Source organism: Ruegeria sp., assembly GCF_965243365.1.
Lineage (GTDB): Bacteria > Pseudomonadota > Alphaproteobacteria > Rhodobacterales > Rhodobacteraceae > Ruegeria.
The window spans coordinates 467,567-482,613 of record NZ_CBDEUW010000001.1 but is presented as its reverse complement, the minus strand read 5'-3'; the positions used below and the strand labels follow the sequence as shown (position 1 = coordinate 482,613).

Sequence of the window (15,047 nt, the reverse complement as noted above, 5' to 3'; positions counted from 1 at the left end):
GTGAGCGGAGACCTCCACCAAAGATCAATGCGCCCTCGGCAAGGTAAGTGTAAGGCTGGCGCCTATATTGACCTTGTCGATTGAAACATGTCCTCCGTGGCGTTGCGCCACAGCAGAGACAATCGACAAACCTAACCCGCTACCCTCCGAGTGCTCCAACTGTGAGAAGCGGCCAAATGCTGCTTCACTTTCGTCGGGCGCTAGCCCCTTTCCGTTATCGATTACGCTCAACTGCACGGCTTCATCATCGCACCGCAACGTAACCGATATTCTGCTCAGTACATCGCCGCCGTGTTTAAGCGAATTGTCCAACAAGTTCTTGATAGCTTCACTTAAAAACACCCGGTCACCTGACACCAAGACCTTCTTTTCGGGCATCGTGACATCGAATTCGATACCCTTGGCAAGGATGGGAACGCCCATCTCTGCGCAGGCTTCCTCGACGACTTGGCGGAAATCAATCTCATCCATCTGATCCTGGTGTGTTGGGTGCCGCAGCCGTTCCAATGATAGAAGCTGCTCCGCCACCGTGGCCGAGTTTTTTGCCGCCGCCACAAGTTCGACAATACGTTTGTCCTTGTCTTCATCCGACTTCGCGTCCCGCAACGCCTCGGCCATGGACTGGACGGCTGCCGCCGGATTTCGCAGCTGATGCGCGGCTTCGGAGATAAACACCTGATGAGCGTTGATACTATGCTCGACCTGCCCAAACAGTCGATTCAGGGTCTGCACGATACCGCGAACCTCGGCCGGAACCGGGCGCTTAATCTCGCTCAGGTCGTCGGGCGAGCGCAGGTCGATCGCGTCCTGCAAATCCAGCAGGGGCCGCAAGCCACGCGCAACACCGAACCAGACAACGAAAGCAAGGGTTGCAAGCAGGATACCCATCAGGATCGCAGCGCGGATCGACAACTCATTGGCAAAGGCATTGCGATCCGCGATGCGCTGCCAAGCCGTGACAGTTGCGTCACCAGCCAGATTATCCAGCGTGACCCTTTCCGTCATTTTCAGCACGCGCACTGGCTCATCCCGATAAACCGCTTCGAAGAACTGCGGCTGGTACGGGTCCCGCTCTGACGAGCTTGCTGAGGCCGGAGGATATGCGTAGCCGGTCACGTAGATACCTCCCGGTCCGGTCACGTGATAGAAAATCTCTCCGCCCGACGCATCGCGGATCATACTGCGCGTGGTGGGCGACAGCGCATCCCCTTCTGACACCGCCACGTCGCGCGAAATGGCCAGACCGGCGGATAACAGGCTGTCGTCAAAAAGCTCCTGCGCTGTCTGTTGAGCCACCGTGTAACGCCAGTATCCAAGCAGGATTGCCAGCAGCACCAATGGCGTCAGGATCAGAATGAAAAGCCTAAGCCTGAGCGAACCGTGCCGGATCACTTCTGCACCTCAAGCAAGTATCCTAGGCCACGGGCGGTCTTGATCCGGATGCCAAGGTTCTGAAGGCGCTTGCGCAACCGTGACACATGCGGTTCGACGGCTGAATCCTCGACATCGGCGCCTACGCCGTAGACGTAATCGGTCAACTGACTTTTGGGGACGATCCTGCCGCGCCGTTCCAGCAAGCATTCGAGCACCGCCATTTCTCGGCGGGGTACGTCAAGCACTTGGCCATTTGCACTGACCTGCCGGGCGGTGCGGTCGAATTCCAGATCTCCGATGATCTCCCGCGCGCCATAATCAAGCTGTTTGCGGCGAGACAGCGCGCGAATACGTGCCTCCAGTTCATCCATCTCGAAAGGTTTGACCAGATAATCGTCCGCGCCCATATCCAGCCCCGATACGCGATCGCTGGTCTCGGTGCGCGCGGTCAGCAGGATGACGGGCGCGCTGTCGCCCCGGTTGCGCAGAGACCGCAAGATCTCAAGCCCTGACCGACCCGGCAGGTTGATGTCCAGGACGATCAGATCCGCGCCTTCCTGTTCCAGATACAGATCGGCAGCATCGCCATCTGTCAGCACATCCGCCGCATGGCCCCGGTCGCGCAGGCGATAGGCAATGGCGTTGGCGAGGGTTTCGTTATCCTCGACGATGACGATCCGCATTCGGGCTCCTGCAAGTTTCGCGCAAGGTTGGCGCTCCATGATTGCCAGATGGAAGGGGGAATCAACCCCACAGTTCCATTTGCGATCACTGTGGCGCGGAGGGCGCCGACGTGGTTGTCTGGTCAACAGGGAGGAACCAATGGCCATTTCCAACTTCACCCGTCGCGCCGTCGTGGGGCTGATCGCCGCCGCCGGTATCGCCGCGCCCGCCGCCGCCGAGGTCGATTTCTCGGGCAAGACCATCGAATGGGTCATTCCGTTCTCGGAAACGGGCGGGTCGGCCAAATGGGCCAACTTCTTTGCGCCCCTTCTGTCCGAAGCGCTGCCGGGTCAGCCGACTGTGGTGGTCAAGTTCATGCCGGGCGCTGGATCGACCAAGGGTGCGAACTGGTTTCAGGAGCAGAGCCATGACGACGGCACGCTGCTGTTCGGCACGTCTGGCTCGACACAGTTCCCCTATCTGCTGAGTGACCCGCGCGTCCGTTATGAATACAATGACTGGATTCCGGTCATGGCGTCGGGTACCGGTGGCGTTGCCTATTTGAACGCCGAGGATGGCGCCAAGTTTGATGGCTCTGCCAATGCGTTGAAAGACACCAATTTCATCTACGGCTCGCAGGGCGCGACCCGGCTGGATCTGGTCCCGCTGCTGGCTTGGCAAATGCTGGGTATGAATGTCGAGCCGGTCTTTGGCATCAAAGGCCGTGGCGATGGTCGTCTGATGTTCGAGCGTGGCGAAGCCAACATCGATTATCAGACCTCGTCCGGCTATCTGGGTGGTTCGGCCCCGCTGGTTGAATCCGGTCAGGCTGTGCCGATGATGACCTGGGGTGCTCTGGATGCTGACGGTAATATCGTCCGCGACCCGACTTTCCCGGACATCCCGACATTCAAGGAAGTCTGTGAAGCCACTGATGGCTGTGAAACCAGCGGTGAGGCATGGGATGCTTGGAAAGCCTTCTTTGTCGCAGGTTTCCCGGTTCAGAAGCTGGCCTTCCTGCCCGGTGATACGCCTCAGGAAATAGTCGATGCATACACCGCAGCGTTCCAGGCTGTAACCGAGCGTGGTGACTTTGCGGACATTTCGTCCAAACGCGTAGGCAAGTACCCGGTGTTCGTCGGCGACGGCTCTAAGGCGGCGCTGCAAACCGCGACAAACGTCGACGACAACGCCAAAGCCTACGTTCTGAACTGGCTGAAAGAGGCCTATGGCGTCGAGCTGAACTAGGCCAACACGCCGCAGCGTGCGCCCAACGTAGGGCGCGCGCTTTTCTGCATACAAGACAATTTATGAAAGGCGGCCGCTATGGAGGTTTTCGCCACCGCTCTTCCTGCGCTTGGTGATGCGTGGGGTCTGATCCTGCAACCTATCGTTCTGGGCTACCTTGTTCTCGGCGTCGTTATGGGGCTGGCCGTGGGCGTCTTTCCGGGGCTGGGCGGTATCGCCGGCCTGTCCCTTTTGCTGCCTTTCATGTTCGGGATGGACCCGATCCTGGGGCTGGCACTGATGATCGGGATGGTCGCGGTGGTGCCGACCTCGGACACCTTCGCATCGGTCCTGATGGGTATCCCCGGAAGTTCGGCGTCACAGGCAACCGTGCTGGATGGATTCCCCATGGCGAAAAAGGGCGAAGCGGCGCGCGCGTTGTCGGCCGCCTTTTCTTCGTCGCTGTTCGGAGGGCTGGTGGGTGCAACCTTCCTGACCATGTTCATCCTGATCGCGCGACCCATCGTTCTGGCGTTTGGCCTGCCCGAGATGCTGATGATCACAATTCTCGGCCTGTCTATGGTCGCCATTTTGGCCGGGCGCATCCCGCTGAAGGGCGTTGCCGCCGCCGGCTTGGGCCTGATGGTGGGTACGATTGGCGAGGCCGATGCGGGCGGTTCGCTGCGGATGGCGACCTACGACATTCCCTATCTGACAGATGGTCTGAAGCTGGTCATCGTTGGCCTGGGCATCTTTGCCGTGCCCGAGATCGTCTCGCTGCTGCGGCAGGATCGGTCGATTGCCAAAGGCGCCTCGCTTGGGGCCGGATGGCTGGACGGTGTCAAAGACTGGTTCGCCAATATCTGGCTTTCGGTCCGCTGTTCGATCATTGGTGTGGTTGTTGGTGTTATTCCCGGCCTCGGCGGCTCGGTCGTCGACTGGATCGCCTATGGCCATTCGGTTCAATCCACCAAAGACAAGAGCAATTTCGGCAAAGGCGAAGTGCGCGGGGTTATCGGCCCGGAAAGCTCGAACAACGCGAAAGAGGGCGGCGGGCTGGTACCAACGCTGCTGTTCGGCATCCCCGGATCAGGCTCGATGGCGATCTTCATCGGCGCGGTTGCGCTATTGGGGTCGGGTGATATCGAGGTCGGCCCGAGCATGCTCAAGGACAATCTCGACATTACTTATTCGATTGTCTGGTTGTTGGCGCTTGCCAACGTGGTGGGCACCATCCTGTGCATCGCAGCCTCGGGCGGGATCGCCAAGCTGACCACAATCCGCTTTACCTATCTGGCGCCGTTCCTGTTCATGCTGATCAGCTTTGCCGCCTTCCAGTCCGGCCAGAACTTCGAAGACTTGCTGGCCCTGTTCGTGATTGGGCTGATCGGTATCTTCCTGCGTCGTTTCGATTGGTCGCGTCCGGCCTTCCTGATCGGTTTCGTTCTGTCGAACCCAGTTGAGAAGTTCACCAATCAGGCCTTCCAGATCGCCTCGTTCCGGTTCCGCAAGAGCTTTGGCGAGGGCATGGAATACGTCTTCAGCCCCATCGTGATCGTCCTGATCGTGGTCACCGTGGTCTCAGTCATTCTGGGCATCCGACAAGCCAAGATGATCATGTCCGAAGGTGATGTTCAGGCAGGTACAAAGCGCGCGCCATTGATCTTCCTGCTGGTGATCATGGCCTATCTGATCGTCGCTTTGATCAACGCCAACATGATCCCCGACTACAACATGACCGACAAGATCATCCCGCTGGTGATCGGCAGCGTCTCGCTGTTCTGCTGCGTGATCCTGCTGATCCAGATGATGCGGCGGCCCGAGGGTGATGCGATTTTTGCCGACAAGGAAATCGCGGGTGAGGACGCAACTGCACCCCATGGCCTGTGGTCCACGCTGGCGTGGTTCGCCAGCCTGATTGCGGCAACCTGGGTGGTGGGGTTCATCCTCGCGCTGCTGGGATTCCTGATCGCCTTCTTCCGCATCCGGGCGGGGGCCAGTTGGCAGATGACGCTGGTCCTGACGGCCTGCGGTATCGGGTTCATGTGCCTGATGGCGGGTGCACTGAACCGCGATTTCCCGCCGGGTCTGTTGCAGGACATGGCTGATCTGCCATGGCCTTTGAAGTGAGGGCGCGAAATGACCCAAACCGCAATCCCCTTTATCTTCATGCGCGGCGGCACGTCCCGTGGCCCCTACTTCAAGCGCACCGACCTGCCGGAAAATCCGGACACCCTGTCGAACGTTCTGATTGCAGTGCTCGGCGCTGGGCACCCCCTCAACATCGATGGCATCGGCGGCGGGGCGGCAGTCACAACTAAGGTCGCGATGCTGTCAATCAGCGAGGATGATTGGGCCGACATCGACTATTTCTTTGCGCAGGTTTCGGTCGAAGAGAAACTGGTCGACTTCAAACCCACCTGCGGAAATATACTGTCTGGCGTTGCTCCTGCCGCTATCGAAATGGGATTGATCAAACCCGCCGAAGACGAAACTGAAATTCGTATTCGAGCTGTAAATACAGGCGCACAGGTAGTGGCGAAGGTTCAGACGCCTGGCGGTCATTTGACTTATGAAGGGCGGGCAGAAATTGCCGGAGTTCCTGGGCATGCGGCGCCCGTGCAACTGAGCTTTAGGGGCGTCGTGGGGTCATCCACCGGGGCGTTTCTGCCCACAGGCAATCTGCGGGACACCGTGCAGGGGGTGGACCTGACTTGTATGGACGTCGCGATGCCCATGGTCATCGCCCGGGCATCTGACTTTGGTCTGACAGGATATGAAACCGCTGAAGAACTGGACAATAATCGGGCGTTCTTTGACCGGATGGAAGCTATTCGGATCGAAGCAGGTCAAAGAATGGGGATGGGCGATGTTTCGCAGTCGGTCACTCCGAAATTTGGACTTTTTGCACCGGCCAGAGCGGGCGGAACAATTTCGGTGCGGTATTTCATGCCGTGGAAGACACATCCAACGATGGCTGTCACAGGCGCGCAATGCATGGCTTCGTGTGCGCTGACACCTGGAACAGTTGCGGACGGGCTTTTGGAACGGCCCGAGGCGAGTCCGGCTGAAGTGGCGCTCGAGCACGCCTCGGGCAAGATAGACGTTCTGGTGGATTATGTGGACACCGACGGATTTACCCTCAATGCCGCGGGTTTGGTGCGTACCGCGCGCAAACTGGCAGATGGACATGTTTACGTGCCACGGGCCGTGTGGGAGGGGAGTTGATCGGGTACAGCGTATTTGGTATACTTTAGTATACCAAAAGGGAGCGTCGCGATGGACAACTATTCCGAGTGCCTCGATATTGCTCGGCAAGAACTCAAACTCGCACAAACTGCGCTGCGGCGGGATATGGCGGATTACCCAACGCCGATTGCGGGTTGCGACGAGCAATTCAATCACCTGCTGGATCAAAGCGAACGTGTCCGGAATGCTCTGGCGGCGCTTGAGGCTCCGTATTTTATTCCGACCCCAAGAAAACCGACCGCCGGGCAAAGCGTTGAAAGCCGATGAAAATACACATTCTCGATGATTGGTTTGACACGCTACGGGGTTTGCCTTGCTTTGCGAAACTCGCCGATCATGATGTGACCATCTGGACAGATCACGTTGATGACACCGGAACACTAGCCTCGCGCCTGAAAGACACCGAAGCACTGGTCCTGTTCCGGGAGCGCACGAAAGTGACGCGTGAACTGCTTGAGTCCCTTCCCAACCTGCGACTGATCAGCCAGCGCAGCGTTTATCCTCATGTCGACGTTGGGGCCTGCACAGATCACGGCGTGCTGTTGTGTTCGAACATGCATGGCGGTACGCCGTCCTATGCCGCTGCCGAACTTACATGGGCGCTGATCATGGCCGGGATGCGCGATTTGCCTGCGCAGATGATTTCGGCCAAAGCAGGGCACTGGCAAGCCGGTGTGGGCAAAACGCTGCGTGGCCGCCAATTGGGGCTTTATGGCTATGGCCGAATTGCGCGCGCTGTTGCAGGTTATGCCAAGGCGTTCGGGATGGATGTGGTCTGGTGGTCGTCCGAGGAAGGCCGGACACGTGCGCAGGCTGATAGTGCAGAGGTCGCGCCCAGCCGTGAGGCGTTCTTTGCCAACAGTGATGTCGTTTCGGTCCATGTGCGCCTGAAACCGGATACGCGCGGGATCATCACCGCATCGGATTTTGCGCAGATGCAACCCGGGGCGCTGTTCGTGAACACTTCACGGGCCGGGCTGATCGCTCCGGGCGCTTTGCTTGAGGCGCTCAACTCGGGTCGCCCCGGCAAGGCGGCGATTGATGTGTTCGATACCGAGCCGCTGACCGATCCGAACGATCCGTTATTGTCGCATCCCAACCTGATCGCGACACCGCATATAGGTTTTGTGACCGAGGACGAGTTCGACCTGCAATTCGCGGATATTTTCGATCAGGTGAACGCATATGCCGAAGGCGCTCCGATCCACATGATCAACCCCGAGGTTTGGACCAGCGCAGGATAAGGTTGGCCGCTATGGGCGCGCCGATGATCACCAGCACGATCCTTGTCAGATGGTGGGTGATGACAAAGCTCAGATCTGCGCCCGAGACGATGGCCAGAACCGTCATCTCGGCTTGACCGCCGGGGGCATAGGCCAGAAATGCTTCGACCGGTTTTCCGAGGCCCAAAGTGGTGACAACGGCGGTGAAGGCCGCGGCCAGCATCGCCAGCACCACCACATAGGCGCAACCCGCAGCCACAACCTTGCGCAGTTCGATCCAGGTGACGCCGACAAATTTCACGCCGATGCCACATCCAATGAAGAATTGCGCAACAAGGATGGCTTCGCGCGGAGGGCGGGTATGGATGAAGTCCCCGAGCGACAGTGCAGCAGTCAGTGTCATCGGCCCCAGAATGGACGCGCCGAACAGGCCGATGCGCTCGCCACCTTTCCAGCCGACAAAGGCTGCCAAAACCATCAGGGCCAATTCATGCACCGGCAGGTCGCGCGCGGGCTCTCCGATTGGGTTGGTGAGTTGGGCGTCGTAAAACACCGTCATAAACAGAGGGGCCAGCGTCACGATAATTAACACGCGCGTGCCGTGGATCAGGGACAGGGTGCGTGGGTTCGCTCCGGCCTCGGTGCCGAAAATGATCATATCCTGCAAGCCGCCGGGCATGGCCGCATAGAAAGCAGTTGCCGTGTCGAAGCCCCAGACTTTTCGAAAGAATGGCACACCGACCAGCGCGATCAGCAGGATGAAAAACGGGATCAGCGCAATCGACGCGGCCATTTTCGGCAATTCAACAAACAAAGCCGGGGTGATTGATGCGCCCACCGCCACACCCAGAATGGTGCGAGCCGCCACCGACACCTGCCCAAATCCCTCCATCGGCGCGTGAGCGAGGGCCGCGATCAGACAGGCGCTCATCGGGCCGAACAAGAAAGGCAGCGGCAAGTTCAGCGCCCAAAAGATTCCGGTGCCCAACACTGCAAGCCCGAAGGTCACGGCCCGCTTTTTCAGAGCAGTAGGTTCGTCGTTCTGGGTGGTCAATGCGCGGATTCCGATGTGGTTGACTCAATATGTATCCAAATGTATACAATTGGACGCAAGAAAACAAGTGAGCGCGTGATGACCATTCAAGACGACCCGCTACAGTCTGCCCCACAAGGCAATTCAGCGTATCAGCGCCTGCTGGATGAGATTCGCGACGGCACGCTTCCACCCGGCGAGCGCCTGCGCGAGATCGAGTTGTCGGAACGGCTTGGCGTCAGCCGCACCCCGGTGCGCGAAGCAATCCGGCAGTTAGAGGCAGACGGGCTGGTAACACATGTACCGCGACAAGGCGCCACGGTGCGCAGTCTGGATTATGCCGAGGTGATGGAACTCTATGAGATGCGAGCCGTTCTGGAAGGCACAGCAGCCCGGTTGGCAGCCCGCGCGGCCTCGGACGTCGAACTGGACGAGTTGGAGGTGCTGAATGACCGGCTGGCCGAGGCTGGTACCGGGCCAGATGCGGCGCGGATCAACCGGATATTTCATGCGACGCTTCTGGATGCGGCCAAAAACCGCTTTCTGACCAAGTCCATGTTATCCCTGCAAAAAGCGCTGTTGATCCTTGGGCCTTCGCAGTTGCTGGACGGGGACCGTGCCGAGACTGCGGTCGCCGAACATCGCCGTATCATGGCAGCGTTGAAAGCCCGAGATGAAGCAGCGGCCGAGACAGAAATGCGGGCGCATATTCAGGCCGCGCAACGGATGCGCATTCGGGCGCTGCAACAGCGCGACCGGACAACCGACGATAATCATTAGGTAGACAGGATATGGCCACCCAAAGGGAAGCTTACGATATCGCTGTGATTGGTGGTGGGAACGCCGCCCTCTGCGCTGCAATGACCGCTGCCGAGGCAGGCGCCCGCGTTCTGATCCTTGAAGCGGCACCGAGACCCTATCGCGGAGGAAACTCGCGCCACACGCGCAACTTTCGTTGTATGCATGGCATTCCTCTGGGCCCGCTGATCGAAGAATACAGCGAAGATGAGTATTTTGAAGATCTACTGAACCCAAGTTCCGCACTTTTTTGCTGAAATCGGTCGAAATTGCCGCTTTCTGGCCGGTAAAGCGTTGATTTTGTTGAGGTGAGTTTCTGGATTTTCGAAGTGGTGCCATAATGTGCTTCCTGAGGGCTTTTCGGGATTCCCAGTGGGGTGCAGCGGTCCTAATGTAGGAACATGTTTATTCGTGAGACCCTGACCCGCCGCCGCGCTGACAAATGCTACCGATCCGTCCGGTTGGTCGAGAATTTTAGAACGGGCCGCAAGGTGCAACAAAAGACGCTCCTGAACCTCGGAGCAGCCTTTCCGATCCCCAAATCGCAGTGGCCCGAACTGGTCGAACTCGTTCAGGCGGGGATTACGGGAGAAACGCCTCTGTTCGATCCTGAACCGGAATTGGCGACAATGGCGGATACCATTGTGCAGAAGTTGCGCAGCCGCGCGTTGGTCCAGTCGGCGGCCGAGGCCCTGGATGGCGGCACAGCAAATATCCGTCTCGACAGCATACAGATTGAAGACGCGCGGTCTGTGGGCTGTGAGCGACTTGCCCTGGCCGCTCTGGAGGCTCTGGGCTTTCTTGGGGTGCTCAAGAATGTCGGCCTGTCGGATCGAGACGCCCGGACCGCCATGGCGCTGGTGATTGCGCGCATGGTGCATCCCGCCAGCGAACGGGAGACTTTGCGATGGTTGGAGACCAACAGTGCCACGTTTGAACTTCTGCGCCTCAATACCGGGCCGGCGCTCTATCTCGACAAGCTGTATCGTCTCAGTGACGGTCTGGTCAAACACCACGAGGCCATCGAAGACGCGCTGTTTGACCGTCAGCGCACGTTGTTCGGCAGTTCCGGTGCGGTGATCTTCTATGACCTGACCAACACCTACATGACCGGGCGTCCAGCGTCCGATCTGGCCAGGTTCGGACGCTCCAAGCAGAAACGGAACGACTGCCCTCTTGTCACGCTCGCGATGGCCACCGACGAGGGCGGCTTCCCGCGCCGCTCCAGCGTTCTGCCCGGCAATGTCAGCGAACCCGGCACGCTGTTCGAGGCGCTGGACAGCCTTGCCACACCGGAGGACAAGGACAAGCCCACGGTCATCATGGATGCAGGCATCGCTACCGAAAACAACCTCGCCGAACTGCGCAACCGGGGCTATCATTGGATCACGGTCAGGCGGGGTGGGGTCAAGCCGGATCAGGCGGATGCTGCAGGCGCGCGGGATCCTGATGCAACGATCGAGACCAGATCGGGGCATGAGGCGCGGATCTGGAACCTGTCCCACGAGCCTGAGAACGAAGCGCAACTCTGCATCTGGAGCCAGGCGCGACAGGAGCGTGATGAAGCCATTCTGGCCAAGAAGCGGGACGCCTTTGAGGCAGAACTTACCGCCTTGCACGACGGCTTGAGCAAGCCGCGCTCCGTCAAGACATACGACAAGGTTCTGGAGCGGCTCGGGCGTTTGCGGGAACGCTACGCTATGGTCAATCAGCATTATGACATCCGCGTCACAAAGGGTTCGGATGGCAAGGCCAGCGCGGTGACATGGGTACCCAATGCGGCATTCAATACACGCGATGCCCGCGCGGGCCTCTATGTGCTGCGCACCAGCCACACGGAATGGGGCCTTGAGAAGACGGTGCGCACCTACTGGCGTTTGACCGAACTCGAAGCGACGTTTGAGACGCTCAAGTCTGAACTCGGCTTGCGCCCGATCTGGCACCAACTGTCCAGGCGGATCGAGGGCCATCTGTTCATCGCGGTGCTGGCGCTGTACGGCGTCAATGTCATCCGGACCCGTCTCGCTGCGCAGGGGGTCCACGACAGTTGGGCCTCTGTGCGCAACAAGCTCGGTCGCTGGCAGCGGGCCACCACGTCCTTCACCTCCGTCGACGGCGCACGGATCGAGGTCAGAACGGACGCTCGGCCAGACCCGGTGGCGGCAGGGGTTGCGAAGGCGGCGGGCGTACCATACGCGCTTGAAAGGCGTATCCGGAAACTGAAAAACCCGTAACGGTCGAGGCCATTCCAACCGACCTCCTGACGCACAAAATGTAGTGCCATATCGGGCTTTTCCGAAAATAAAATCGTTTTGTATCATGACCTTATGGAGCCGTGTATGTCAAATTTGCTGAACCTGGGTGAAGGTCACGGGTGGCAAAACCGACGAACATCTGGCTCGCCTCGCGATCAGAACCTCCGAGGAATGCCTGCCATGGATGGAAGAACACGGCGTCCGGTTTCAACCTTCTCTGTCGGGGACGTTGTCATTGGCTCGGACCAACGCGTTCTTTATGGGAGGCGGCAAGTCTTTGGTGAACGCATATTACCGAACAGCAGCGGGTTTGGGTGTCGATGTTCTGTACGAGGCCGCGGTTACGCATCTGGAGTTGCACGGGGATCAAATCGAATGGGTTGATTACGCATATGAGGGGCTGTCCCATCGCATCACACCCAAAGCGGTCATTGTCGCGGCGGGCGGATTTCAGGCAGACACAGATTGGTTGACCCGCGCCTGGGGCGAACCCGCAAAAAACTTTCTGATCCGGGGGACCCCATATAATCGAGGTGTGGTGTTGGCCGATCTTCTGGATCAAGGCGTTGAAAGCGTCGGTGATCCGACCCAATGCCACGCCGTCGCAATCGACGGGCGCGCGCCCAAGTTCGATGGTGGGATCGTCACCCGTCTGGACTGTGTGCCGTTTTCGATTGTCGTGAACAAGTATGCCGACCGGTTCTATGACGAAGGCGAGGATGTCTGGCCCAAACGCTACGCGATCTGGGGCCGCTTGGTGGCGGCGCAGCCGGATCAGGTGGGCTATGTAATCATCGACGCCAAGTCGCTCGACCTGTTCATGCCGTCCGTGTTCCCGCCGCTGAAGGCAGGCACGTTGGAAGAACTGGCCGGGATGATGGGCCTGCCTGCCGAAAAGCTGGTTGCCACCGTCGCCGAGTTCAACGCCGCTTGTGGCGATACCAGCGCCTTTCATCCAACCGAACTGGATGGGGTCGCGACCTCGGGCCTGACGCCGCCCAAAACCAACTGGGCGCGCCCAATTACCGAGCCGCCCTTCTATGGCTACTCGCTACGCACCGGAGTGACCTTCACCTATCTGGGTCTGAAGGTCGACGACTCTGCCCAATGTTCGACCGCCAGCGGAAAGATCAAAAACCTTTGGGCCGCCGGAGAGACGATGGCCGGTTCGATCCTCGGGCAAGGGTATCTTGCGGGCTTTGGCATGACCATCGGAACCGTGTTTGGACGCATCGCAGGACGTGAGGCCGCAGCCTATGCAAACTGATCTCATTCAAGAAGCCCGCCGTCAGGCCGAGATTTGCAACGCCTGCCGGTATTGCGAGGGCTATTGCTCGGTCTTTCCGTCATTGCATTCAGAACGCGCGTTCTCGGACGGAGACATCACGCAGTTGGCCAATCTCTGTCACAACTGCCGGGGTTGCTACTACGCCTGTCAGTACACGGCACCTCATGAGTTCGACCTGAACCTCCCCAAAGCTCTGGCCGAGGTACGTCGAGACAGTTGGGAAAGCTTCGCCTGGCCGCAGCCTGTGGCGCGTCGGTTTCACACGCATGGCGGGGCCATCGCCCTGGCACTTGTGATCGGGTTTGCCCTATTGTTTTGGGCCATCCGCGCCATTGGATCGAGCGGTGGGGAGGGCTTCTACGCCGTCCTGTCGCACAGTGCGATGGTCGCGATTTTTGCACCCGCATTTCTGCTGCCGCTCTTTAGTATCGCCATCGGCCTCCGGCGCTATTGGGTTGAGGTCGGCGGGAAATCCGTCCAAATGAACGACTTGGCGGTCGCCTTCCAACGCGCGGGCAAAATGCAGGATCTGGCTGCGGGGCATGGCGAAGGTTGCAATTTCGAGGACGAAGACCGCTTTAGCCAGGCGCGTCGTCACGTTCACCACGCCATTATGTACGGCTTCCTGCTGTGCTTTGCGTCGACCTCGGTGGCGACGATTATGCACTACGTGTTTGGCATGCATGCGCCATACGGGTTCTGGTCTTTACCCAAACTGTTTGGGATTTCGGGTGGTGTTTTGCTGACAGTGGGATGCGGCGCGATGGCTCTGCTAAAGCAAAAGTCAGACCGCGAACTTGGCGACCCGTCGGCATGGAGCGGTGATATCGGCTTCATCCTCTTGCTTGGGTTTGTAGGGCTGAGCGGGCTTGTTCTTTACGCCCTCGGCTCGACGGTTCTGATGCCAGCGCTATTGGCAGTCCACCTTGGACCGGTCCTGACATTCTTCCTGCTGATGCCCTATACTAAAATGGCGCATGGGTTTTATCGCATGGCAGCCCTCGTCCGAGATGCCCAAAGGAAACGAGTCGTTTAAGCTTTTGACAACGCCGCCTCGAAGAAGTGCTAGAGTACACTGACCAAAAACGGTGATTGGCCGAGCCTGATTGGAAATGACGATGACCGATTCCACCCGCCTCGATGGCGACCATGACTACATCATCGTCGGGGCAGGAACGGCCGGGTGCGTTCTGGCGAACCGCTTTGAGCCCCGAATTCAATTCCGTTCCTTTCTGTGCCCGAACCCAAGAGAGCGCAAAGTTGAAACAAGGTTACCCTTCTACCCTGTAGCTGCCATCCGCGTCATGCGTTTCCCTGCCCGAAAGGGCCGGAGTAAACGCGCAGATCAGGCGTAAATCCCCCTTGAGCGCACGCAGGACGTGCCGGTCATTCTTGTCAAGCGCATACATGGTCCCGGGGTGAATTGGCCAGGTTTTGCCTGTCGCAACATCAACCACCTCGCCCTCGCCGGATATGCAGTAATTTGTCTCCAAGTGGTTTTTATACTCCAAGTGAAGTTCAGCCCCTTCCTTGACCAGCGCGTCGTGCAGAGAACATCCCATCTTATCTTCGGCCAACACAATGCGACGGCTCTCCCATCCATCTCCACTGGCATGACGCCAAGACCCGATGACATCATTCAATTCGCGAACGATCATTCTCTTCTCCTCTTCGCAATGTTCTGGACGCCTGCGTCCTGGTACGGGTTCAGACATGTATCAGGTGCTCTATCGGTCCCAAAAAGCTAAGCGGTGTTAACAATGGCACCGTTAATATCTGCGTGGCAATCTTTTCGCGACATGAGCAGTCATATCATCACGCCGTAAGCGCAGATTGCAGCATTAAGCTGCGAACACATAGCCTTACAAGAAATCGAACACGAGCCTCTACTGAGATATAGCCCCGGCATTCCAAATTGTTCTGACGACGGGCAGCAC

General features: G+C 58.7%; 14 protein-coding genes. 10 read left to right on the top strand and 4 right to left on the bottom strand.

Going from position 1 to position 15,047, the window contains the following annotated elements; translation table 11 throughout:
• Positions 1-24: 24 nt before the first annotated feature.
• Both ACP0GE_RS02185 and ACP0GE_RS02180 read right to left on the bottom strand, forming a co-directional pair.
• On the bottom strand, positions 25-1,392 hold the full coding sequence (locus ACP0GE_RS02185) for a sensor histidine kinase (protein WP_424830364.1): 1,368 nt from the start codon (positions 1,390-1,392) through the stop codon (positions 25-27).
• Positions 1,389-2,057: a response regulator transcription factor gene (locus ACP0GE_RS02180; RefSeq protein WP_424830363.1), complete on the bottom strand. Its 669-nt coding sequence runs from the start codon at positions 2,055-2,057 to the stop codon at positions 1,389-1,391. The genes ACP0GE_RS02185 and ACP0GE_RS02180 overlap by 4 nt, the downstream gene beginning before the upstream one ends.
• A gap of 139 nt (positions 2,058-2,196) precedes the next feature.
• Here ACP0GE_RS02180 and ACP0GE_RS02175 point away from each other — a divergent pair, with 139 nt between their 5' ends.
• The 5 genes from ACP0GE_RS02175 (at position 2,197) to ACP0GE_RS02155 (ending at position 7,757) form a co-directional block, all read left to right on the top strand.
• Positions 2,197-3,285, top strand: coding sequence for a tricarboxylate transporter (locus tag ACP0GE_RS02175; RefSeq protein ID WP_424830362.1), 1,089 nt, complete (start codon positions 2,197-2,199; stop codon positions 3,283-3,285).
• A gap of 78 nt (positions 3,286-3,363) precedes the next feature.
• Positions 3,364-5,394, top strand: coding sequence for a tripartite tricarboxylate transporter permease (locus tag ACP0GE_RS02170; protein ID WP_424830361.1), 2,031 nt, complete (start codon positions 3,364-3,366; stop codon positions 5,392-5,394).
• 9 nt (positions 5,395-5,403) lie between these two features.
• Positions 5,404-6,492, top strand: a complete 1,089-nt coding sequence (locus ACP0GE_RS02165; RefSeq protein ID WP_424830360.1) for a 4-oxalomesaconate tautomerase — start codon at positions 5,404-5,406, stop codon at positions 6,490-6,492.
• 51 nt (positions 6,493-6,543) lie between these two features.
• The gene (locus tag ACP0GE_RS02160) at positions 6,544-6,780 is read left to right on the top strand and encodes a hypothetical protein (protein WP_424830359.1); all 237 of its coding nucleotides are present in this window, start codon (positions 6,544-6,546) and stop codon (positions 6,778-6,780) included.
• On the top strand, positions 6,777-7,757 hold the full coding sequence (locus ACP0GE_RS02155) for a D-2-hydroxyacid dehydrogenase family protein (protein ID WP_424830358.1): 981 nt from the start codon (positions 6,777-6,779) through the stop codon (positions 7,755-7,757). Before ACP0GE_RS02160 ends, ACP0GE_RS02155 begins: the two co-directional genes overlap by 4 nt.
• Here ACP0GE_RS02155 and ACP0GE_RS02150 read toward each other — a convergent pair.
• A complete protein-coding gene (locus ACP0GE_RS02150) occupies positions 7,726-8,790 on the bottom strand; it encodes an AbrB family transcriptional regulator (RefSeq protein WP_424830357.1) in 1,065 nt (354 codons plus the stop codon). The two genes, ACP0GE_RS02155 and ACP0GE_RS02150, sit on opposite strands and share 32 nt — an antisense overlap.
• Positions 8,791-8,868: 78 nt before the next feature.
• Between ACP0GE_RS02150 and ACP0GE_RS02145 the strand changes: the two genes are divergently transcribed.
• From ACP0GE_RS02145 to tcuB, 5 genes are all read left to right on the top strand, one after another.
• Positions 8,869-9,549, top strand: coding sequence for a GntR family transcriptional regulator (locus ACP0GE_RS02145; protein WP_424830356.1), 681 nt, complete (start codon positions 8,869-8,871; stop codon positions 9,547-9,549).
• Between the two features lie 11 nt (positions 9,550-9,560).
• The gene (locus ACP0GE_RS02140) at positions 9,561-9,824 is read left to right on the top strand and encodes an FAD-dependent oxidoreductase (RefSeq protein ID WP_424830355.1); all 264 of its coding nucleotides are present in this window, start codon (positions 9,561-9,563) and stop codon (positions 9,822-9,824) included.
• Positions 9,825-9,968: 144 nt separating this feature from the next.
• A complete protein-coding gene (locus tag ACP0GE_RS02135) occupies positions 9,969-11,801 on the top strand; it encodes an IS1634 family transposase (RefSeq protein WP_424830354.1) in 1,833 nt (610 codons plus the stop codon).
• A gap of 127 nt (positions 11,802-11,928) precedes the next feature.
• The gene (tcuA, locus tag ACP0GE_RS02130; protein WP_424830353.1) at positions 11,929-13,089 is read left to right on the top strand and encodes an FAD-dependent tricarballylate dehydrogenase TcuA; all 1,161 of its coding nucleotides are present in this window, start codon (positions 11,929-11,931) and stop codon (positions 13,087-13,089) included.
• Positions 13,079-14,146 carry a tricarballylate utilization 4Fe-4S protein TcuB gene (gene tcuB / locus ACP0GE_RS02125; RefSeq protein ID WP_424830352.1) on the top strand — a complete coding sequence of 356 codons (1,068 nt, stop codon included), beginning with the start codon at positions 13,079-13,081 and terminating at the stop codon, positions 14,144-14,146. Before tcuA ends, tcuB begins: the two co-directional genes overlap by 11 nt.
• A 235-nt stretch (positions 14,147-14,381) precedes the next feature.
• Here the strand turns inward: tcuB and ACP0GE_RS02120 are convergent, their stop codons facing one another.
• Positions 14,382-14,768 carry an ectoine synthase gene (locus ACP0GE_RS02120; protein ID WP_424830351.1) on the bottom strand — a complete coding sequence of 129 codons (387 nt, stop codon included), beginning with the start codon at positions 14,766-14,768 and terminating at the stop codon, positions 14,382-14,384.
• Between the last annotated feature and the right edge of the window lie 279 nt (positions 14,769-15,047).